This is a genomic window from Enterovirga sp. CN4-39 (assembly GCF_049446235.1).
Lineage (GTDB): Bacteria > Pseudomonadota > Alphaproteobacteria > Rhizobiales > Beijerinckiaceae > Enterovirga.
In genome coordinates, this window is record NZ_JBMSEF010000002.1 from 381,304 (window position 1) to 401,159 (window position 19,856).

A 19,856-nucleotide genomic window follows, 5' to 3' on the forward strand; every position below is an offset into this window, starting at 1 on the left:
ACCACCCTCTCGGGATCCCCGAGGGGAAGTCTCGGCGTGGGCTGCGCCGTCCGACCCGCTCCCGCACGAGAGAGCGTGACCCGCCCATCCCGGCGAAAGCCGGGATCCACCCCTCGCCTGGACACCGGCTTTCGCCGGTGTGAGCGGAGCGGGTTGTCTGCTCAGACGAAGTCCTCGCGCATCGGCGTGAAGACGTCGAGCAGCATTCCGCCCTCGACCGATTTCGCATCATGGATGGCGTTCGGCGGGACGAGGAAGCTGTCGCCGGCCCGGAGGCGCTCCGTACGGCCGGCGATCGTGATGTCGAAGACGCCGCTCTCGATCAGCGTGCATTGCGCATGCGGGTGGCTATGCGCCGGCCCGGTCGCGCCGCTCTCGAACCGCACCCGCACCATCATGATCCCGTCCGAATAGGTGAGGATCTTGCGGACCACGCCCTCGCCCGCGGGCTGCCACTCGGCCTCCGCGTCACGGACGAAGCACTCGCCTTTTCTCAACGTCATCGCGAATCCTCAGCGCGCCAGCCAGCCGCCATCGACCGGCAGCAGGATCCCATGGACGAAATCCGCGGCCGGGGATGCGAGAAACACTGCCGCGCCGCCGATGTCGCGGGGCTCGCCCCAGCGCCCGGCCGGGATGCGGGCGAGGATGTCGGCAGAGCGCTTGGGGTCTGCCATCAATGCCGCCGTGTTGTTCGAGGCGACATAGCCCGGCGCGATGGCATTCACGTTGATGCCCTTGGGCGCCCATTCGTTGGCGAGGAGGCGCGTCAGGCCGGCGAGGCCGCTCTTCGCCGCCGTGTAGGAGGCGACCCGTATCCCGCCCTGGACGGAGAGAAGCGAGGCCACGTTGACGATCTTGCCGCCGCCCCCGTCCGCGATCATGCGCCGCCCGACCGCCTGGGCCAGGAAGAACGCGGATTTGACGTTCACGTCCATCACGGCGTCCCAGTCGGCTTCCGTGAGATCAAGCGCGTCCGCGCGCCGGATGATGCCGGCATTGTTCACCAGGATGTCGACGCGGCCGAAGCGCTCCTCGGCCGATCCCATGATGCGCTCGATCGGCTCCAGCGTGGCGAGGTCCGCATGGATTGCGAGGAAGCCCTTTCCGTGCGGCCGGCACTGCGCCTCCGTCTCATCCATGGGCGAGCGCCCGACCGCCAGGATGTTCGCGCCGGCCTCCGCGAGCGCGACCGCAATGGCCTGCCCGATCCCGGTATTGGCGCCGGTGACGATCGCGCTCCTGCCCGTGAGGTCGAACCGGCTCACCGGAGCATGTCCATCGTGACCGGGTCCATGTCCGTATAGTCGATGTTGTCGCCGCCCATGCCCCAGATGAACGTGTAGGCGCGCGTGCCGACGCCCGAATGGATCGACCAGTTGGGCGAGATGATCGCCTGCCCGTCGGCCACCACGAGGTGCCTGGTCTCTTCGGGCTCGCCCATCATGTGGAAGACGCGGGCGTCATCCTTCAGGTCGAAGTAGAGATAGACTTCCGATCGCCGGTCATGGACGTGGGCCGGCATCGTGTTCCAGATCGAGCCTTCGTCGAGCTTCGTCATGCCCATGACGAGCTGGCACGTCCTGCAGACATCCGGATGCAGCATCTGGAAGATCGTGCGCCGGTTGGCGGTCGCCTGGTCGCCCAGGGTCATGCTCTTCGCTTCAGCGAGCCGGACCTGCACCGTGTCGTAGGCTGCGTGGGCCGGGGTCGAGAGCAGGTAGAACCGGGCGGGTTCCCGCATGTCCGCGCTCTCGAAGCTCACCTCGCCGGCCCCCATCCCGGCATAGAGGGCGTCGCGATGGGCGAGCTCGAAGGCCTTCTCGCCCACGCGGACGAGCCCCGGCCCGCCGATATTGAAAATCCCGAGCTCCCGCCGGGCGAGGAAGCTGTTCGTGCCGAGCGGTTTCGGCGCCGGCAGCGACAGCGGCGAGCCCGTCGGCACCGCGCCCCCGATCACGAAGCGCTCGATATGGCTGTAGGTCAGGTTCACCTCGCCGGGGGCGAAGAGCCGCTCGACCAGGAAATGGCGCCGCAGCTCCGCCGTCGTGAAATGGCGGACGGCTTCGGGATGGCTCGCCTGGCGGATATCGATCGTCATGCCTCTCGTCCTCAGCCGAACATGGAGGGGAGCCAGAGCACGAGGCCCGGGATGTAGGTCACGAGCAGCAGCACGATGATCATCGGGATGTAGAAGATCATGATGGAGCGGGCGACCGCCTCCATGCTGACCTTCCCGATGGCGCAGCCGACCACCATGGTGGGCCCGACCGGCGGCGTGAGGAGGCCGATCCCGAGATTGAGGATCATCACGATCCCGAAATGGACCGGGTCGATCCCGAAAGTCTTCAGCATGGGCGTGAACAGCGGCGTGCAGATGAGCAGCATCGGCGCAAGGTCCATGAACGTGCCGAGAACAAGCAGCAGAATGTTCACCCAGAGGAGGAACATATACTTGTTTTCTGAGATGTGCAGGAAGAAGTCGGTCGCCTTCGCGGGCACCTGCAGCAGCGCCATCATGTACCCGAAGGCGACCGAGAACCCGATCATGATCATCACCATGCCGACCGTCCGCACGACGCGGGCGAGCAGCAGGGGCACCTGGCTGATTTTGTAGTCGCGGTAGATGAAGAGGGTGACGAGCAGCGCGTAGACGCAGGCGACGGCGCCGGATTCGGTCGGCGTGAACACGCCCGTGAGGATGCCGCCGATGATGATCACGACGGTGATCATCCCCCAGATCGACTCGACGATGATCTTCAGCGCCTGGCGGAAGGGGATCACCTCGCCGCGTGGATAGCCCTCCCGCCGCGCGATCAGGAGGCACAGGATCATCAGCGAGGCGCCGAGCATCAGGGCCGGGACGATGCCGCCCAGGAAGAGGTGCGCGATCGAGATCGTGCCGCCGGCCGCGAGCGAATAGATCACCATGTTGTGCGAGGGCGGCAGCAGCAGCGGCTGCAGCGAGCCGGAGATCGTCACGTTCACGGCGAAGAGCCGCGGATAGCCGTTGCGGATCATCTCCGGGATCATCACCGAGCCGACGGACGCGGTATCCGCCACGGACGAGCCCGAGATCGCCCCGAAGAAGGTCGAGGCGAGGATGTTCACCAGCGCGAGTCCGCCCCGGATGAAGCCGACGAAGATCTTGGCGACGTTGATGAGCCGGGCCGCCATGCCGCCCTCGGCCATGATGGCGCCGGCCAGCACGAAGAACGGGATGGCGAGGAGCGGGAAATTGTCCATCCCGTCCGAGGTCTTGAGCATCACCGCCTCGAGCGGCAGGTCAATCCAGAGCGCGGCCAGGATCGAGGCGAGGCCGAGCGCGTAGGCGACCGGCACGCCGAGGAGGCAGATGATCGTGAAGCCGCCGATCAGAACCAGGATGTCCATGGGTGCGTCCGGCTATTCGAGCGACACGGTGGCGGTCGCGTCCTCGGGCTCGACCGGGAACAGCGCCCCGGTCCAGAGCCGTTCGATGACGAAGAGGAGCGTGAGCAGGCCGGCGATCGGCACCGGCAGGTAGGACATCCCGACCGTCACGGACGGGAACTCGCCGATCGTCTGGTGCCAGGTGGTCTGGACGAGGGAGATGCCCCACCAGAGCATGAAGACGTTCGTGGCCGCCATGCAGAGCTCGATGAGGACGCCGAGCGCGGTCTTGGCGGGGCCTTTCAGGAGGCCGGGCACGATCCCGACCCCGATATGCAGGTATTCCCGGTAGCAGACGACCGCCGACAGGAAGGCCAGCACGATCATCAGGAGGACGGCGAGCGGCTCGGGCCAGGAGGCGGCGCTGTTGAGGGCGTAGCGCGTGAACACGCCCCAGGGGATGATGATCGCGATCACGGCGAGGCAGACGCCGCATACGACGATGCAGGCGCGATGGACCGCATCCATCGCCCGGACATAGCTGGCCTTCAACCGAAGCTCCTCATGCTGGTGCTTCGCCTCGCGCGGTCATTCCGGGGTTCGCCGCAGGCGAAAACCCGGAAACCATGGCTCCCTGGAACGTGAGGGAGCGCACCCCGTCGCGCTCACCCGGTCGTGGGTTCCGGGTGCCGCAGCCCCGGAATGAAGGCGTAGAGCGCTACTGGACCGCCTGGATGCGCTGCACGAGCGCCGCGTGCTTGGCGCCGTACTTGTCCCAGACCGGCTTCACGGCGTCCTGGAAGGGCTTCTTGTCCTGGAAGGTCACGACCTCGATGCCGGAATCCTTGATCTTCTTCATCGATTCCGCGACGCGCTCATCCCAGAGCTGGCGCTGTTCTTGCTGCGCCTCGACCGCGACCTTGCGGAGAAGCTCCTGGTCGTCCTTCGACAATCCGTCCCAGGTCCGCTTCGAGAACACCAGGATCTCCGGGATGATCAGGTGCTCCGTCATCGAGTAATGCTTGGCGATCGTGTAGTGGCCGAAGCTGTCGTAGCTCGGCGGATTGTTCTCCGCGCCGTCCACGACGCCGGTCTGCAGGGCGCTGTAGACCTGGTCCATGCCCATCGCGACGCCGTTGCCGCCGAGCGCATTCATGGTGTCGACGAAGAGCGGGTTGCCCATCATCCGGATCTTGAGGCCCTTCAGGTCCTCGACCGTGCGGACGGGCCGCTTGGTGTTGTAGACGTTGCGCGAGCCGCCATCCATCCAGCACAGGCCGATGAGGCGCGCCTGCGGATTGCTGCTGATCTTGTCGAGCAGCTCCTTGCCGATCTCCCCGTCGATGACCTTGCGCATATGCGCGACGTCGCGGAACACGAAGGGGAGGTTGAAGACGTTCACGTCGTCCACGATGGAGCCGACCACGCCGACGCTGACGCGTGCGAGGGCGAGCGCGCCGACCTGGGCCTGCTCCAGCGCCTCCTTCTCGCCTCCGAGCTGCATGGAGGGAAACATCTGGACGGTGAGCCGGCCATTGGTGGCCTGATCGAGCTTCTTGCCCATCCGGACCACGGCCTCGACCGTCGGATACCCGAGCGGGTGCACGTCGCTCGCCTTGAGAACCAGCTTGCTCTGGGCCCTCGCATGACCGATCGAGGTTGCGCCGAACGCCCCGGCGCCGAGCAAAGAGAGAACCGTCCTGCGCTTCATCTCGCGTTTCCTCCCTGGCCACTCGGGCCCGTCCTGCCTTGGTCTCTCCGGCTGGGCCGGGACCGGCTGGCATTATCGCCGCGGACTTGTATGGTAGTGTCGACAGATGCCGAGAACTGTCAAGGAGAGTTTGTTGGCCGGTAGCGGCTCCAACGGATCGGCTGCCTCAGCCGCCCAGCGTCTCGAGGCCGAGCTCAAGCGGGCGATCGTCGGGCTCGAGCTGCGTCCCGGCGCGCGCTTGTCGGAGGCCGAGATCGCGGAGCGCCACGGCGTCTCGCGGCAGCCCGCGCGCGAGGCCCTGATCGGGCTGGCGCGCATGCGCCTCGTCGAGGTGTTGCCGCAGCGCGGGACGGTGGTGACCAAGATCTCCGTCGGCCGGCTCATGCAGGCGCGCTTCGTGCGCGAGGCCGTGGAGACCGCGGTGGTGCGGCGGGCCTGCGAGGCTTTCGACCGGCATGCGCGCGAGCGCATCGACGGCCTGATCGAATTGCAGGAGCGCTTTGCGGCGGCCGGCGACCACGACACGTTCCAGCGCTACGACGAGCACTTCCACGTGGCTCTGGCCGAGGGTGCCGGCTGCTCGCTCGCCTGGGATGTCGTGCGGGACATCAAGAGCCACATGGACCGCCTCTGCCAGCTCACCCTGTTCGATGCACCGACGATGCTCGGGCTGGTGGCGCAGCATCGGGCGATCATCGCGGCGATCGATGCCGGCGACCCGGACGCAGCGGCGGAGGCCATGCGGGATCATCTGACGGAGATTCTCCGGGCCATGCCGCGCGTCGAGGCGGAACACCCGGATCTGTTCGAGGCGCCCTGACGGGCTTCTTCACGCCGGCGCGCCGGGCCGCTAAGGGCGGGACATGGCCGGCCGGCCGCCAGACGATCTAAGCCGAAAATCCGATGCGGCACTGCGGCCGGCAGCGAGTTCGGCCCGTTGCACGACGCGACACCCGCATCGACAATGATGCGCATAAGGACAGAGGGGAAACGGATGGGCTCGAAGCTTCGATCGATGGTCCTGGGTGCGACCATGCTCGCGCTCGGCAGCGGGGGCGCCCTGGCGGAGATCCCCAACAAGCTCCTCAAGGTCGGCGTCCTCACCGACATGTCCGGCCCCTTCGCCAGCCAGGCCGGGGAGGGCTCGCTCACGGCCGCCAAGATGGCGGCGGAGGATTTCCAGAAGGAGGCCGGCGACCTCAAGGTCGAGATCGTCGGGGCCGATCACCAGAACAAGCCGGATATCGGCTCTGGCATCGCTCGCAAATGGATCGACCAGGAGGGCGTGACCGCCGTGGTCGACCTGCCGAACTCGGCCGTCGGCCTCGCGATCTCGACGCTGCTGAACGAGAAGAACCGCACCACGATGGCGTCCGCGACCGCGACGTCCGACATGACGGGCAAGTTCTGCAAGAATACCACCGTGCAATGGGCGCACGACACCTGGGCGCTCGGGAATGCGAGCGGCCGCGCCGTCACCAAGGCGGGTGGCAAGAAATGGTTCTTCATCGCCTTCGACTATGCCCTCGGCCAGGCGCTCGAGCGCGACACGTCGGAAGCCGTGAAGAAGGCCGGCGGGACGATCGTCGGAAGCGTCAAGCACCCACTCGGCACGACCGACTTCTCGTCCTACATCCTGCAGGCGCAAGCCTCTGGCGCGGACGTGATCGCGCTCGGCGATACGGGCGTCGACGCCATCAACGCCATCAAGCAGATGAACGAGTTCGGCGTCATCCAGAAGGGGATGCAACTCGCGGCCCTCTTCCTGCAGATCATCGACGTGCAGTCGATCGGGCTCGATCAGGCGAAGGGCATGATCGTGACCGAAGCTTTCTACTGGGACCTGAACGACAAGACCCGCGCCTGGTCGAAGCGGTTCGCAGAGCGGATGGGCGGCCGCATGCCGACCGTGAACCACGCCGCGGCCTATTCTGCGACCCTGGCCTATCTTCGCGCCGCCAAGGCCGCGAACGCGATTGAGGGCGACAAGGTCGTGGAAGCCATGCGCAAGATGGACATCAACGACGATCTCTGGGGCAAGGTGGTCGTCCGTCCTGACGGCCGCGCGACCCACGACATGTACGTGTTCAAGGTGAAGAGCCCGGACCAGTCCAAGAGCAAGGACGACATCTACGAACTGATGGAGACGATCCCGGTCGAGCAGGCGTTCCGGCCTCTTGGCGAGGGCGGCTGCCCGCTCGTGAAGTAGGGCTCAGTCGCCGCCGCCGGCATCGAGCCGGCGGCTCTCGCCCCGGCCGGATGGAACGGCGGCAGTCTTCCCTCTGGATGTTCGCCCGGCGCGGGCCGGGCCCGGCAGGCGGTAACCGGGATACGAGCCGATCAGGGCCGCAATCTGTGCCGCGATCGCCTCCACGCCGTCGGCGACGCGGTCGTCCCTGGCGGCGAGATAATAGGTCTCCTCGCCGACCGGCACGAAGGTGAGGCCGAGCACGTCGGCGACGACCCTGACGCCCAGTCCGACATCCGCGCCGCCCGCCGCGACCGTCGCGGCGACGGCCTGGTGCGTGAACTCCTCGACCGAGTAGCCGGCAATCTCGTCCGGCCCGATCCCGGCCCGTCCGAGCAGGCGATCGAACCAGGCGCGCGTCCCCGAGCCCTTCTGGCGGTTCACGAACCGCGCCTTCAGCCGGGCGATGTCCTGCACCGACCGGATGCCGAGCGGGTTCCCGCGCGGGAGGATGAATCCCTGGTCCCGGTTGAAGACCGGATAGCCGACGAGCCCCGCCATCGCCGATGCTGCCAGGGACGATCCGGGCCGCCCTTGCGCGGCGCCGAAATGGCAGCCCGCCATGTCCGCCTCGCCCGCCCGGAGAAGCCGCAGCGCCTCGCTGCTTCCCGTCACCCTGAGCTCGATTCCCGAGACAGCCCCGAGAGCCTGGACGAGGAGCGGATCGTGGCTCGCCGCGACCTGGAGGCGGGGGGCGATCTGCCGGTCGAGGCGCTCGAGCCTCGCCGCGAGGTCCCGCTGCTCCCGCGCAAGCGCCGCCTCCAGGCGCTCGAACGTGGAGCGCAGTTCCTGGCGGAGGCTCTCGCCGAACGGCGTGAGCACCGTGCCGTGACCTTTGGTCTTCACGACCACGGATTTGCCGGTGGCCCGCTCGAGTTCGCTGACCTTGCCCCAGGTCGAGCGGTAGGAGAGCGCAAGCCGGATGGCGGCACCCCGCACGGTCCGCTCCTCGGCGATACCGTCGAGCAGGTCGAGGGTCGGTCCGATCTCGAGCTGTCCTCGCTCGGCCACGATGCTTCCGCCGATTCCGAGCCGTACCTTCATATGAACAATGTTTCATATTGAAGTTTAAAGGGCCACCTCCTCATATCGCGCCATGCTGGCAACGCTCGGAGAGGCGGTCGCGCTGATCGGCTCGCTCGACCGGGAGGTCGGAGCGATCGCGCTGCTGTCGCTGCGTGTCAGCCTCTCGGCCGTGGCGCTCGGATGCATCATCGGCCTGCCGGCAGGCGCGCTGGTGGCGCTCGCCCGCTTCCCGGGCCGCGGCGCCGTCGTCGCCTTCCTCAATGCCATGATGGGGCTGCCGGCCGTGGTCGTCGGCCTGCTCGTCTACCTGCTCCTGTCCCGGTCCGGTCCGTTCGGGCCCATGGGGCTGCTCTTCACCCCGGGTGCCATGATCGTCGCCCAGACCGTCCTCGTGACGCCCCTGATCGCTGCGCTGACGCGCCAGCTTGTCGAGGATGCCGACCGCGATCTCGGGGAGCAGCTGCGGTCCATGCGCCTGAACCTCTGGCAGCGCGCCAGGACGCTGCTGCTCGACGTCCGCTTCTCCCTTGTCGTCGCCGTGCTGGCGGCCTTCGGGCGAGCGATCTCGGAGGTCGGTGCCGTGCTGGTCGTCGGCGGCAACATCGCGGGCTCCACCCGGACCATGACGACCGCGATCTCGCTCGAGACCCAGAAGGGGGATCTTCCGCTCGCGCTTGCGCTGGGCATCGTCCTGATCGGGATCGTGCTCGCCGTGAACGCACTCGCCTCGGCGGTGCGGGGCTTCGCCATGCGGGCCTACGGATGAGCGCGGTGTTGCCCATCGAGCTGCGCCGCCTCGTGTTCCGGGCGTCCGGACGCAACGTCGTGGACGGACTGACGGCGACCATCACCTCTCGGGGCGTGACGGCCATCATGGGGCCGAACGGCGCCGGCAAGAGCGTCACGCTGCGCCTCATCGACGGCCTGCTGGAGCCGAGCGCAGGCGCGATCAGCTTCGGCGGGAGGGATGCGGAGCGCGTGCGGCGCGGCTTCGTCTTCCAGCGGCCGGCCCTTGTGCGGGACAGCGTCGAGGCCAATGTCGCTCTCGCCCTGCAGCCGCTGGGGTTGGGGCGGAGCGTCGTGCGCGAGCGTGTCGCGGCCGTTCTGGCGCGCGTCGGCCTCGGGGGCAGGGCGCGCGATCCGGCCCGCAAGCTCTCGGGCGGGGAGCAGCAGCGCCTCGCCTTCGCCCGCGCGCTCGTCGGCGATCCGGAACTGCTGCTGCTGGACGAGCCGACCGCGAATCTCGATCCCGGCGCCACGGAGGCGATCGAAGGCCTGGTCCATCAGGCTGCCCGGGCGGGCACGAAGGTGATCCTCGTCTCGCACAACCTGGGCCAGGTCGCGCGGCTCGCAGACGACATCCTGGTCCTGGATGCCGGGCGCGCGGTCGAGCACGGGCCCGCCCAGGCCGTCCTTCAAGCGCCGAGAACGCCCGAGGCTCGGGCCTACATCAAGGGAGAATTGCCATGGATCGCCTTCGCCGCAGCCTGATCGGGCTCGCGCTTCTCGCCGCTGCGGCGACGCCGGCCCTCGCCCAGGCGCCGCAGCGCTCGATCACGGTCGCCTCGACCACCTCGACGGAGCAGTCAGGGCTCTTCAAGCATCTCCTGCCGCGCTTCACGCAGAAGACGGGGATCGACGTGAAGGTCGTGGCGCTCGGGACCGGGCAGGCGCTCGATGTCGGCCGGCGCGGGGACGCCGACGTCGTCTTCGTTCACGACAAGGCCGCCGAAGAGAAGTTCGTCGCCGAGGGCTTCGGCGTGAAGCGTCAGGAGGTGATGTACAACGACTTCATCATCGTCGGCCCGAAATCGGATCCCGCGAAGGCGGCCGGAAAGGACGTCCTGGAGGGCCTGCGCAAGATCGCAGCCGCCAAGGCGCCCTTCATCTCGCGGGGCGACCGCTCCGGCACCCATGCGGCCGAGCTCCGCTACTGGAAGGATGCCGGCGTCGATCTCGCGGCCACGAAGGGCGATTGGTACAAGGAGATCGGCCAAGGCATGGGCCCGGCCCTGAACGCGGGATCGGCCCAAAACGCCTATGTCCTGGCGGATCGCGGGACCTGGCTGTCCTTCAAGAACAGGGGCGATCTCGCCGTTCTGGTGGAGGGCGACCAGCGGCTCTTCAACCAATACGGCGTGATGCTGGTCAATCCGGCGAAGCACCCGCATGTGAAGACGGCCGAAGGCCAGGCCTTCATCGACTGGCTCGTCTCGCCCGAGGGGCAGCGCGCGATCGGCGACTACAAGATCGAGGGCGAGCAGCTCTTCTTCCCGAACGCGACCGGCTCGGCCCGGTCGTGATCAAGGCGGCGCTTGCGGCGCTGGCGGTACTCGCCATGGCGAAGGGCGCGGTCGCCGAGCCCGTCCGGCTCCACGCCGCCGGCAGCCTGCGCGACGCCCTGACGGAGGTCGCGCGCGCGTTCGAAGCGGCCCCCGGCGGGATCGCCGTGGAGGCGAAGTTCGGACCATCGGGCTTGCTGCGCGATGCGATCGCGGGGGGCGAACGGGCGGAGGTCTTCGCCTCCGCCAACATGGAGCACCCGGCGTCCCTCACACGCGCGGGCAAGGCCGGACCGACGGTCCTCTTCGCCAGCAATCGCCTCTGCGCCCTCGTGCGGCCGGGCCTGCAGGTCTCGACCGAAAGCCTCGTCGAGCGGCTGCTGGATCCGGCCGTGAAGGTCGGCACATCGACCCCGAAGGCCGATCCCTCCGGGGATTACGCCTTCGAGGTTTTCGGCAAGATGGAGGCCCTCCGGCCCGGCAGCCGAAGCGTCATGAAGGCCAAGGCGCTCCAGCTCACCGGCGGACCGAACAGCCCGAAGCCGTCGCCGGGCCGCAGCCTCTATGGCGAGATCGTCGCGCGCGGCGATGCCGACCTGTTCTTGACCTACTGCACGAATGCGCAGGCTGCCGCGCGGGAGGTCCCCGGCGCTGCCGTCGCGGCATTGCCGGAGCCCCTGGCGGTCGGAGCCGATTACGGCCTTGCCGTGATGGCCGGCGCGAGCGAGCCGGCCTACCGTTTCGCCCTCTTCGTCCTGTCGGGGGAGGGCCAGGCGATCCTGGCCCGCCACGGCTTCACGGCGCCTCTCAGAGCAGCCGGTCGAGGGTGATCGGGAAGTCCCGGACCCGCACGCCGGTCGCGTGCCACACGGCATTCGCCACCGCGCCGGCCGACCCGGTGATGCCGATCTCGCCGACGCCCTTGATGCCGAGCGCGTTCACATGCGGGTCGTCCTCGTGCACCAGGATCGCCTCGATGGGTGGCACATCGGCATTCACGGGCACGTGGTACTCGCCGAGATTGGCGTTCATGATCCGGCCCGAGCGCCGGTCCGTCACCGCGTGCTCGTGCAGCGCGAAGGAGAGGCCCCAGATCATCCCGCCATAGAGCTGGCTGCGGGCGAGGCGCGGATTGATGATCCGGCCAGCCGCAAATGCCCCGACGATGCGGGAGGCCCGGATCTGGCCAAGCTCGGGATCGACCTTCACCTCCGCGAAGACCGCGCCATGCGCGTGCATCGCGTAGCTCTCCTGCGACGAGGGATCGGCCGAAGCGCTGCCCCGGCCTTCGATCTCGGCAAGCCCGGCGCGCGCGAGGATGTCGGCATAGCTCTCGCTGCGGGATTCGTCGTCCCGACGGTGAAGACGTCCCGCCCGGGCGATCACGCCGGCATTGCCGCCGCCGAAGAGCGGCGAGCGCTCGTCGGAGGTCGCGAGCTGGGCGAGCTTCGCGATGACGTCCGCGCCCGCCGAGTGCAGCGCCATGCCGGCGGTCGCCGTGTGGCCGGAGCCGCCCGCGATGCCGGCGTCCGGAAGATCTGACGTACCTGCCCGGAACTCGACCTGATCGATGTCGAGCCCGAGGCCGTCTGCCGCGATCTGGGCCAGTGCCGTCCAGGCGCCCTGGCCCATGTCGTGCGCGCCCGTCTCCATCAGGCCCGTGCCGTCGGCCCGGATCGCCGCCCGCGCCTGCGCCTGGAACATCAGGGCCGGGAAGGTTGCGGTTCCCACGCCCCAGCCCACCAGGAGGCCCGCCTCGTCGCGCATCTGCCGCGGCGCGAGCGGCCGCCGCGACCAGCCGAACCGCTCGGCCCCCTGTTCGTAGCATTCGCGGAGGGCCTTGGACGAAAAGGGCCGCCCGGAGATGGGCTCCGCCTCCGCATAGTTCTTCAGCCGGAACGCGAGCGGATCCATGCCGCAGGCCTCGGCCATCTCGTCGATGGCGCTTTCGAGGGCGATCGAGCCCGTCGCCTCGCCGGGCGCGCGCATGAAGAGCGGCGTGCCCGTGTCGATGCGCACGACGTCGTGGGAGGTCGCGATGGCCGGGCTCGCATAGAGCGTGTGCGAGGCATCGGAGGCGGGCTCGAAGAAGTCGTCGAACGAGCTCGAGGTGGTCCTCGTGTGGTGCTGGATGGCTGTGAGCGTGCCGTTCTCGTCGGCTCCGAGCCGGAGCGTCTGGCGCGTGGGCGCGCGATGCCCGACCGGGCCGAACATCTGCTCGCGCCGCAGCGCCAGCTTCACGGGCCGGCCCACTAGCCGGGCCGCCATGATGCCGAGCACCTGCGGGCCGGAGACACCGGCCTTCGAGCCGAAGCCCCCGCCCAGGAACGGGCTGCGGATGTGGATGTTCTCCGGCGGGATCCCGAAGAGCTGCGCCAGGCGCAACTGCGTCAGCGCAAGCGCCTGGCTCGGCAGGTCGAGGGAGAGCGTGTCGCCCTCCCAGCGGGCCACGACGGCGTGCGTTTCCATCGCATTGTGGTACTGCGCCGGCGTCTCGTAGGTGGCCTCGATCCGGCGCGACGAGGAAGCGAGGCCCGCCTCCAGGTCGCCATGCTGGACCGTCGCGGGCTTTCCGGGACCCACGATGGGCGGCACGAAGGCCTCGTCCGCATCGAGGCCGACCCGGGCCGGCTCGGCTTCGTAGCGGGGCGAGAGCAACTCGGCCGCCTCCGTGGCCGCCTCGAGGGTCTCCGCGATGACCACCGCGATCGGCTGGTTCGGATAGCGGACGACGTCGCTCTGCAGCACGTCGAGCTTGAACGAGAAGGGGATGTCCTTCCCGTCGGGATCGGCGGCGAGCCGCGGGGCGTTCCAGGGCGTCATCACGGCGATCACGCCGGGCTGCGTTTTCGCCGCTTCGACATCGAGCGACACGAGCCGGCCCCTGGCGATGCTGCTCACGGCCATCACGGCGTAGGCCATGCCGGCCGGGTGGTTGTCGGCCGCGTAGCGCGCTCCGCCCGTGACCTTGAGGATGCCGTCGCGGCGGGTCAGCGGCTGCCCGATATTGGAGCCGTGCCGGACATGCGCCGGCGCCTGGGTGAGTACGAGCTCAGCCATCGAGACGAACTCCGGATGCGAAGGGCGAGGCGGGAAGGGCGGGGATGCGGTCCGGCGTACCGGCTGCCGCGAGCGTCAGGGCGCGCACCACGATGCGGCGGGCGAGCTCGATCTTGAACGCGTTGTCGCCGGAGGGGCGTGCCTCGGCGAGCGCAGCGGCGGCGGCACGGCCGAACGCCTCCCGTCCCGGCTCGGCACCTGTCAGCAGGGCCTCCGCTTCTCTTGCGCGCCACGGCTTCAGGGCGACGCCGCCGAGCGCCAGGCGGGCCGAGCGGATCGCGCCTGCCTCGACCGTGAGGGCGGCGGCGGCCGAGACGACCGCGAAGGCATAGGAGGTTCGCTCCCGGACCTTGAGGTAGCGCGAATGCGACGCGAACCCGGCCGCCTCGGCCGGCAGGCGCACGGCCGTGATGAGCTCGCCCGGCTCGAGCAGGCTCTCGAGATGCGGAGCATCGCCCGGAAGGCGGTGGAAGCTCTCCAGCGGCAGTTCGCGGCGGCCGCCGCGGCCCTCGATCTCGACGGAGGCGCCGAGGGCGACCAGAGGCACGCAGAAGTCCGACGGGTTCGTGGCGATGCAGCTTCCGCTCCAGCCCAGCACGGCGTGAAGCCTGTTCTCGCCCTCGAGCGCGTCGCAGCCGGAGCCCGGCTGGCGCTTGTTGCAGGCGCTGGCCGGGTCATAGAAGTAGGCACAGCGCGTCCGCTGCAGGAGGTTGCCCCCGACCGTGGCGGCGTTGCGAAGCTGTGCCGACGCGCCCGACAGCAGCGCCTCCGCGACTGCCGGAAAGCTCCGGGCGAAGCGGGCGTCGTGAGCGAGGTCGGCGTTGCGCACGAGGGCTCCGATCCGGACGGCCCCGTCGGGCAGGAACTCGATGGCGTCGAGCCCCGGCAGCCGGTTCACGTCGACGAGCCGGGTCGGACGGGCGATCCCGCCCTTCATGAGATCCAGGAGATTCGTGCCGGCGGCCAGATAGGCCGAGCCGGGCTCCGAACCTGCCTCGACGGCTTCCGCGACGGTCGCGGGCCTAAGATAGTCGAACCCGTTCATGCCGCACGCCTTTCCTCGCCGGCCGTCATGACGCCCTGGGCGTCGAGGACGGCTTCCGTGATGCCCGCATAGGCGGCGCAGCGGCACAGGTTGCCGCTCATGCCCTCCCGCACCCGCTCGGGATCGCTGCCGGCCTGGCCTTCGCTGATCAGCCCGACGGCGCTCATGATCTGGCCTGGCGTGCAGAAGCCGCACTGGAACCCGTCATGCGCGATGAAAGCTGCCTGGACCGGGTGGAGCTCTCCCCCTTGCGCGAGGCCCTCGATGGTCATGATCTCGGCGCCGTCATAGCTTGCCGCCAAGGCGAGGCAGGAATTGATGCGCCGTCCATCGACCAGAATGGTGCAGGCGCCGCATTGTCCCCGGTCACATCCCTTCTTGGTGCCGGTCAGGTCCAGGCGTTCGCGTAAGAGATCGAGAAGCGTGACGCGGGGATCGTCCAACTCGACCGATCTTTGCGCACCATTGACTGTGAGCGTGATCCGTAAGGTCATCTCGCGCTCCGTTGAGAGCTGTTGCTATGAGGTAGAAGATGCGGCGACGGGCCGGTCCTGTGCGGATCGGCGCGTAAGGGGGCGGGAGTGCCGCTCCGGCTGGCAAGGGATAGACGAAGGGCGTCTGCCCGCTCTGTCCCCGATGTCTAAACGATACGGAGGCGCCCTCCGTTTTCCAAGAGTCTGGAACTGGAAAAAGGCATGAGAGCGGAACCGAGGCCCCCGCCTAAGCGCCCGAGAGCCGACGCGGTCAGAAACCGGGAGCGTCTGCTCGAGGCCGCAAAAGCCGTGTTCAGTGCGGGCGGCGCAGACGCGACTCTGGAAGCAGTCGCCATGGAGGCAGGCCTCGGGATCGGCACGCTCTACCGTCACTTTCCCACGCGTGAATCTCTCTTCGAGGCTGTGTACCGCCGCGAAGTCGATCAACTGGCAGATCTGGCGGAGCAGCTGAAATCCACGCCCGATCCCTGTGAAGCACTGCGGCAGTGGCTCCGGGCGAACGTCGAGTTCGTGGCGACGAAGAAGGGGATGTCAGCAACGCTCGCGCTGGCGGCCTACAACACGTCCGACCTCGCCGCCTGCTCGTTCGAGCGGCTGACGAGCTCGGTCGGAAGCCTGCTGGACCGGGCTGCGCAGGCGGGCGTGATCCGTGCCGATATCAGCCCGGAAGACGTGCTCCGGGCTCTTGTCGGGATGTGCTACATGCACGACCAGCCTGGCTGGCAGGCGAGCGTCACAAAACTTCTGGATGTCTTTGTCGACGGGATGTGCCGGGGCCCGAAATCTACGGTTTGAGCGCCTGGGTCAGCTCAGCCGGCGCTGAGTAGCTCGAGCATCTTGCGCTCGATCTCGGGGTCGCGCTGGAATTCTGTTCCCGTGCGCCGTCGAAACGTCAGCAGCTTGAGAATGAGGGTTGTCATCTCCCTGCCCTTCACGATCTGTTTAGGGATACAAGCTTCTTACCTGCGCCGAGTTCCCAGCGGGTGCTCTTCCCGCGGCTTCCAAGGTAGCCGAAAGCCGGTCGCCTGTACGCGCAGCGATGGCGCTACTCCGGAAGGGCGCGGGATGCGCTCTCCCGCGTCGATCAGCTCTTTTGGGCCGGCGCCTCGATCATCTGGCGGATGCGGAGCGCCAGCGCATCGACGGAGAAGGGCTTGGTGATCATCTCCATCCCGGGCTCGAGGAAGCCCGAGGAGATGGCTGCGTTCTCCGCATAGCCGGTGATGAAGAGGACCTTGAGGTTCGGGCGGCGCACCCTCGCGGCATCCGCAAGCTGGCGCCCGTTGAGCCCCGGGAGCCCGACATCGGTGACGAGAAGGTCGACGCGCTGGTCGGTCTCCAGAATTCGCAACCCGGCAGGCCCGTCAGGCGCCTGGAGCGGCCGGTAGCCCAGATCCTCCAGCACCTCGATGATGAGGTCCCTGACGACGGCCTCGTCCTCCACCACGAGCACGGTCTCGCCGGAGGGCGAGAACGGCAGCTTCTCATTGGAGGCTTGCGGCGCCCGGTCTGGAACCTCGCCGTGATAGCGTGGGAGGTAGATCTTCACCGTCGTGCCTTTTCCGACCTCCGAGTAGATCCTGGCGTGCCCCTCCGACTGGCGGGCGAAGCCGTAGATCATGGACAGGCCGAGCCCGGTTCCCTGGCCGAGAGGCTTGGTGGTGAAGAAGGGATCGAAGGCACGCGCAATCACGTCCGGGGTCATCCCCGTGCCGGTATCGGTGACGCTGACGCAGATGTATTGGCCGGCCGAGACGCCCTGGTGCTGCGCCGCATAGGCCCGGTCGAGATGCGTGTTGCAGGTCTCGATCGTCAGCGTGCCGCCTTCCGGCATGGCGTCGCGGCCGTTGATGGCAAGGTTGAGAAGCGCGTTCTCGAGCTGGTTGGGATCGCACAGCGTCAGCCACAGCCCGCCCGCGGTGACGATCTCGAGCCGGATCGACTCGCCGAGCGTGCGCCTGAGCAGGTCCTCCATGCCCGTGACGAGCTGGTTGGCCTGGACCGGCTTCGGGTCGAGCGGCTGGCGGCGGGAAAAGGCCAGAAGGCGATGAGTCAGGGCCGCGGCGCGGTTGGCGGACGAGATCGCCGCCTTCGCGTAGCGCTCCAGGTTCTCCGTGCGTCCCTGTGCGAGGCGCGTCTGGAGCAGGTCGAGCGCACCGATCACGCCTGTCAGGAGATTGTTGAAGTCATGCGCGATGCCGCCCGTGAGCTGGCCCACCGCCTCCATCTTTTGTGCCTGCCGAAGCTGGTCCTCGGCCTGCCGCAGCGCTTCTGCCTGCGCCCTCTCGGTCGTGACGTGGCGACCATTGGCGTACACGGTTTCCCGGTCCGACGACGCCGTCCATGAGAACCAGCGCGGGCTGCCGTCGCGGTGCAGCAGCCGGCTTTCGAAGCTCGCCGCCGAGCGGTCGCCCGCCGCGTCCAGGCCCATGGAGGTCCGCTCGACGTCCTCCGGATGGACGAAGTCGTGCAGGCGCTTGCCGACCGTCTCGCGCAGGTCGTAGCCGAGGAGCTCGCTCCAGGCCGGATTGACGGCCTCCAGCACCCCGGAGGTGTCCGCCACGACCATGAGGTCGCGCGAGTTCTGCCAGATGCGATCGCGCTCACGCGTCCGGCTCTCGACCATGCTGCCGAGCTGCTCGTTGAAGGCGCGCAGCTCCGCCTCGGCGAGCTTGCTGTCGGTAATGTCGTAGATCACGCCGACATGACGAATGCCCGCATTCTCGCTGTCGGCCACGGCCTCGCTGCGCCGCGCCACCCAGCGAACCTCCTGGGTTCCGGGACGCCTGACCTGGAACTCGGCATGCACGATGCGCCCGGGCTCGCCGCTGTCCATGTCTGGCGCGAAGATCGACTCGCCCGACATCGAGAGCGCGTTGACCAGCCGGATCGGTACGACCCGGCTCGGCCGCAAGCCGAGAAGACGGCAGAACTGCTCGGATACTTCCGCCGTGGCGAAGCCGGGCACGTACTCGAACGTGCCGATTCCGCCCGCCGATTGCGCGATCCGCAGCCGCTCTTCGGTCCGCTTCTGCTCCGTGATGTCGACCAGGACGCCACTGAACCGGACGGGGCGTTCCTCCTCGTCGTGCTGGGCCTGGCCCCGCGCCTCGACCCAGCGGGTGGTCCCGTCGGGAGCAAGGAGGCGGTACTCGCGCGAGAACAGCTCGGCGCCCTCCAGGACGCCGGCCACGGCCATCTTGACCCTCAACCGGTCCGCGGGATGGATCCGGGTGAAGAAGGTCTCGGGCGGAAGGCCGCGCGCCGCCTCCGCGGGATCGACCCCGTGAAGCAGGGCGAAGCGCGCATCGGCGTAGAGGCGGCCGCCGGCGAGGTCCCAGTCCCAGCTGCCGACCGAGCCCGCCGCGGTGAGCACGAGCTGGAGCTGCTGGTGATCCAGGCTGAACGCACCGATTCCGGGGCGGTCGCTTCCGGATTGCGTTGGGTCAGACACGGGCGGCCGCTCTTTCAGCCGAAGGCATCGGACCCGGCGACCCGCTCGATGAAGTTGCGAACCAGCAGCTTGAGCTGCGTCAGCGAGGGGAGGTCCATCAGCATCGCGATGAAACCACGGATGTCGTGTTCGCGAACCGAGAAGTTGATGTAGAGAAACAGAACCGTCGACGCCGGCGGCTGCGCCCGCGAGATCTGGAACAGCTCGGGCCCTCGCCCCCGCAACACCTCCGGCAGGGACATCGTGAGCGAGCGCTCAAGCATGTTCGCCATCGTGGCGAGGCAGCCGTTGAGGATGATGTTGCCCGTCTCGGCGAGAGCCTCCTGCTCCAGCTCCACCAACTCGTCCGGCCCCAGCTCGCCGCCCGTGACCGCGCGGACGAGTTCCAGGCTGCTCCGCTCGGGGAAGATGAGGAGGGCCTGGCCAGCAAAGGCGCCGCTGAAATCCTGGTGGATGGCGACGAGCGTCGAGTCCTCGCGCTCGCCGATGAGCTGGGCCGCCGTGTCGCGCGACACGATCTCGATGGACGGCACCGACAGGACCACCTGGACGCCGATCATCTTGCGCAGGCTTGCGGCGGCCCGGCTGACGCCGATGTTGACGAGCTCGGTCAGGGCGTCGATCTCGAGCTCGGAGAGGTCGACGTCCGGCTCGGTCACGACGCGCGCTTCCTGAGACGAAGCGCCGCGCCCGACAGGAAGCCGCTCAGGCCCTCCTCGGTCAGCGGCTTGGCCACGAAGGCGGCGTTCACGGCCCGCGCCCGGGCGACAACCTCGTCTTGGATGTTCGCCGTGACGACGGCGATCGGGAGCTCCGGATGGCTGCTCCGGAACTCCTGCGCCAGCTGAAGTCCGTCCTGGCCCGGCATGTTGAAATCGATCAGGGCGACGTCGATCGCCTGCCGCGACATGGCAGCCTGCGCGTCGGAGGCATTCGCGGCCTCGACGATCTCCCAGTCCGGCTTGAGCTGGCGAATGATCTTGGCTGCAACGATGCGGGCCAGCCGGCTATCGTCAACGATCAGAACCGTGTGCGCCATATCCGCTCCGCGCCCAAGCTGCGTCCATGAGCCAGCCGAACCCTATGGCCCCATTCGGGCCGGGTTGCCAGGGCCCCCCCGCCGAAACTGCCGAGCAATGGCTCGATCCAGCGCGACACGAACGG

Annotated in this window: 20 protein-coding genes; 7 read left to right on the top strand and 13 right to left on the bottom strand. The window is 68.4% G+C overall.

The genetic code is table 11. The features are described from left to right. Positions 1–161: 161 nt before the first annotated feature. From ACO2SS_RS05620 to ACO2SS_RS05645, 6 genes are all read right to left on the bottom strand, one after another. On the bottom strand, positions 162–503 hold the full coding sequence (locus ACO2SS_RS05620; RefSeq protein ID WP_423276608.1) for a cupin domain-containing protein: 342 nt from the start codon (positions 501–503) through the stop codon (positions 162–164). Positions 504–512: 9 nt separating this feature from the next. Then, the gene (gene kduD / locus ACO2SS_RS05625; protein ID WP_423276609.1) at positions 513–1,268 is read right to left on the bottom strand and encodes a 2-dehydro-3-deoxy-D-gluconate 5-dehydrogenase KduD; all 756 of its coding nucleotides are present in this window, start codon (positions 1,266–1,268) and stop codon (positions 513–515) included. After that, the gene (gene kduI, locus ACO2SS_RS05630; protein WP_423276610.1) at positions 1,265–2,101 is read right to left on the bottom strand and encodes a 5-dehydro-4-deoxy-D-glucuronate isomerase; all 837 of its coding nucleotides are present in this window, start codon (positions 2,099–2,101) and stop codon (positions 1,265–1,267) included. Before kduI ends, kduD begins: the two co-directional genes overlap by 4 nt. Positions 2,102–2,112: 11 nt before the next feature. Then, complete coding sequence (locus ACO2SS_RS05635) at positions 2,113–3,393, bottom strand: TRAP transporter large permease (RefSeq protein ID WP_423276611.1); 1,281 nt, start codon at positions 3,391–3,393, stop codon at positions 2,113–2,115. A 12-nt stretch (positions 3,394–3,405) separates the two neighbouring features. Continuing rightward, complete coding sequence (locus tag ACO2SS_RS05640) at positions 3,406–3,924, bottom strand: TRAP transporter small permease (protein ID WP_423276612.1); 519 nt, start codon at positions 3,922–3,924, stop codon at positions 3,406–3,408. Between the two features lie 166 nt (positions 3,925–4,090). Continuing rightward, complete coding sequence (locus tag ACO2SS_RS05645; RefSeq protein WP_423276613.1) at positions 4,091–5,083, bottom strand: TRAP transporter substrate-binding protein; 993 nt, start codon at positions 5,081–5,083, stop codon at positions 4,091–4,093. 133 nt (positions 5,084–5,216) lie between these two features. Here ACO2SS_RS05645 and ACO2SS_RS05650 point away from each other — a divergent pair, with 133 nt between their 5' ends. After that, on the top strand, positions 5,217–5,903 hold the full coding sequence (locus tag ACO2SS_RS05650) for a GntR family transcriptional regulator (protein ID WP_423276614.1): 687 nt from the start codon (positions 5,217–5,219) through the stop codon (positions 5,901–5,903). A gap of 174 nt (positions 5,904–6,077) precedes the next feature. Further along, positions 6,078–7,292 carry an ABC transporter substrate-binding protein gene (locus tag ACO2SS_RS05655; RefSeq protein ID WP_423276615.1) on the top strand — a complete coding sequence of 405 codons (1,215 nt, stop codon included), beginning with the start codon at positions 6,078–6,080 and terminating at the stop codon, positions 7,290–7,292. A 3-nt stretch (positions 7,293–7,295) separates the two neighbouring features. On the opposite strand, the gene ACO2SS_RS05660 is transcribed toward ACO2SS_RS05655, so the two are convergent. After that, positions 7,296–8,375 carry a substrate-binding domain-containing protein gene (locus tag ACO2SS_RS05660; RefSeq protein ID WP_423276616.1) on the bottom strand — a complete coding sequence of 360 codons (1,080 nt, stop codon included), beginning with the start codon at positions 8,373–8,375 and terminating at the stop codon, positions 7,296–7,298. 52 nt (positions 8,376–8,427) lie between these two features. Here ACO2SS_RS05660 and ACO2SS_RS05665 point away from each other — a divergent pair, with 52 nt between their 5' ends. Genes ACO2SS_RS05665 through ACO2SS_RS05680 form a run of 4 tightly spaced genes read left to right on the top strand, consistent with a single transcriptional unit; the run spans position 8,428 to position 11,469 of the window. Then, positions 8,428–9,123 carry an ABC transporter permease gene (locus ACO2SS_RS05665; RefSeq protein WP_423276617.1) on the top strand — a complete coding sequence of 232 codons (696 nt, stop codon included), beginning with the start codon at positions 8,428–8,430 and terminating at the stop codon, positions 9,121–9,123. After that, on the top strand, positions 9,120–9,848 hold the full coding sequence (locus tag ACO2SS_RS05670) for a phosphate ABC transporter ATP-binding protein (RefSeq protein WP_423276618.1): 729 nt from the start codon (positions 9,120–9,122) through the stop codon (positions 9,846–9,848). The genes ACO2SS_RS05665 and ACO2SS_RS05670 overlap by 4 nt, the downstream gene beginning before the upstream one ends. After that, positions 9,824–10,660 carry an extracellular solute-binding protein gene (locus ACO2SS_RS05675; protein ID WP_423276619.1) on the top strand — a complete coding sequence of 279 codons (837 nt, stop codon included), beginning with the start codon at positions 9,824–9,826 and terminating at the stop codon, positions 10,658–10,660. Before ACO2SS_RS05670 ends, ACO2SS_RS05675 begins: the two co-directional genes overlap by 25 nt. Further along, a complete protein-coding gene (locus ACO2SS_RS05680) occupies positions 10,657–11,469 on the top strand; it encodes a molybdate ABC transporter substrate-binding protein (protein ID WP_423276620.1) in 813 nt (270 codons plus the stop codon). The genes ACO2SS_RS05675 and ACO2SS_RS05680 overlap by 4 nt, the downstream gene beginning before the upstream one ends. Here ACO2SS_RS05680 and ACO2SS_RS05685 read toward each other — a convergent pair. From ACO2SS_RS05685 to ACO2SS_RS05695, 3 genes are read right to left on the bottom strand one after another with little or no spacing between them, the layout of a single operon-like run. Continuing rightward, positions 11,447–13,699 carry a xanthine dehydrogenase family protein molybdopterin-binding subunit gene (locus tag ACO2SS_RS05685; RefSeq protein ID WP_423276621.1) on the bottom strand — a complete coding sequence of 751 codons (2,253 nt, stop codon included), beginning with the start codon at positions 13,697–13,699 and terminating at the stop codon, positions 11,447–11,449. The genes ACO2SS_RS05680 and ACO2SS_RS05685 overlap by 23 nt on opposite strands. After that, positions 13,692–14,744 (bottom strand): FAD binding domain-containing protein, encoded by a 1,053-nt coding sequence (locus tag ACO2SS_RS05690; protein WP_423276622.1) that lies wholly within the window; start codon positions 14,742–14,744, stop codon positions 13,692–13,694. Before ACO2SS_RS05690 ends, ACO2SS_RS05685 begins: the two co-directional genes overlap by 8 nt. Continuing rightward, a complete protein-coding gene (locus tag ACO2SS_RS05695; RefSeq protein ID WP_423276623.1) occupies positions 14,741–15,238 on the bottom strand; it encodes a (2Fe-2S)-binding protein in 498 nt (165 codons plus the stop codon). The genes ACO2SS_RS05690 and ACO2SS_RS05695 overlap by 4 nt, the downstream gene beginning before the upstream one ends. 201 nt (positions 15,239–15,439) lie before the next feature. Here ACO2SS_RS05695 and ACO2SS_RS05700 point away from each other — a divergent pair, with 201 nt between their 5' ends. Continuing rightward, a complete protein-coding gene (locus ACO2SS_RS05700; RefSeq protein WP_423276624.1) occupies positions 15,440–16,033 on the top strand; it encodes a TetR/AcrR family transcriptional regulator in 594 nt (197 codons plus the stop codon). A gap of 289 nt (positions 16,034–16,322) precedes the next feature. Here ACO2SS_RS05700 and ACO2SS_RS05705 read toward each other — a convergent pair whose 3' ends face one another. From ACO2SS_RS05705 to ACO2SS_RS05715, 3 genes are read right to left on the bottom strand one after another with little or no spacing between them, the layout of a single operon-like run. Then, positions 16,323–18,692, bottom strand: a complete 2,370-nt coding sequence (locus ACO2SS_RS05705) for a PAS domain-containing protein (protein WP_423276625.1) — start codon at positions 18,690–18,692, stop codon at positions 16,323–16,325. A gap of 14 nt (positions 18,693–18,706) precedes the next feature. Further along, positions 18,707–19,351 (bottom strand): chemotaxis protein CheX, encoded by a 645-nt coding sequence (locus ACO2SS_RS05710; protein ID WP_423276626.1) that lies wholly within the window; start codon positions 19,349–19,351, stop codon positions 18,707–18,709. Continuing rightward, complete coding sequence (locus tag ACO2SS_RS05715) at positions 19,348–19,731, bottom strand: response regulator transcription factor (protein ID WP_423276627.1); 384 nt, start codon at positions 19,729–19,731, stop codon at positions 19,348–19,350. Before ACO2SS_RS05715 ends, ACO2SS_RS05710 begins: the two co-directional genes overlap by 4 nt. Positions 19,732–19,856: the final 125 nt, after the last annotated feature.

Coding starts and splice junctions, on each gene's coding strand:
- ACO2SS_RS05620 (WP_423276608.1), bottom strand. CDS start 503: ATGACGTTGAGAAAAGGCGAGTGCTTCGTCCGTGACGCGGAGGCCGAG.
- kduI (WP_423276610.1), bottom strand. CDS start 2,101: ATGACGATCGATATCCGCCAGGCGAGCCATCCCGAAGCCGTCCGCCAT.
- ACO2SS_RS05635 (WP_423276611.1), bottom strand. CDS start 3,393: ATGGACATCCTGGTTCTGATCGGCGGCTTCACGATCATCTGCCTCCTC.
- ACO2SS_RS05645 (WP_423276613.1), bottom strand. CDS start 5,083: ATGAAGCGCAGGACGGTTCTCTCTTTGCTCGGCGCCGGGGCGTTCGGC.
- ACO2SS_RS05655 (WP_423276615.1), top strand. CDS start 6,078: ATGGGCTCGAAGCTTCGATCGATGGTCCTGGGTGCGACCATGCTCGCG.
- ACO2SS_RS05660 (WP_423276616.1), bottom strand. CDS start 8,375: ATGAAGGTACGGCTCGGAATCGGCGGAAGCATCGTGGCCGAGCGAGGA.
- ACO2SS_RS05665 (WP_423276617.1), top strand. CDS start 8,428: ATGCTGGCAACGCTCGGAGAGGCGGTCGCGCTGATCGGCTCGCTCGAC.
- ACO2SS_RS05670 (WP_423276618.1), top strand. CDS start 9,120: ATGAGCGCGGTGTTGCCCATCGAGCTGCGCCGCCTCGTGTTCCGGGCG.
- ACO2SS_RS05675 (WP_423276619.1), top strand. CDS start 9,824: ATGGATCGCCTTCGCCGCAGCCTGATCGGGCTCGCGCTTCTCGCCGCT.
- ACO2SS_RS05685 (WP_423276621.1), bottom strand. CDS start 13,699: ATGGCTGAGCTCGTACTCACCCAGGCGCCGGCGCATGTCCGGCACGGC.
- ACO2SS_RS05690 (WP_423276622.1), bottom strand. CDS start 14,744: ATGAACGGGTTCGACTATCTTAGGCCCGCGACCGTCGCGGAAGCCGTC.
- ACO2SS_RS05695 (WP_423276623.1), bottom strand. CDS start 15,238: ATGACCTTACGGATCACGCTCACAGTCAATGGTGCGCAAAGATCGGTC.
- ACO2SS_RS05700 (WP_423276624.1), top strand. CDS start 15,440: ATGAGAGCGGAACCGAGGCCCCCGCCTAAGCGCCCGAGAGCCGACGCG.
- ACO2SS_RS05715 (WP_423276627.1), bottom strand. CDS start 19,731: ATGGCGCACACGGTTCTGATCGTTGACGATAGCCGGCTGGCCCGCATC.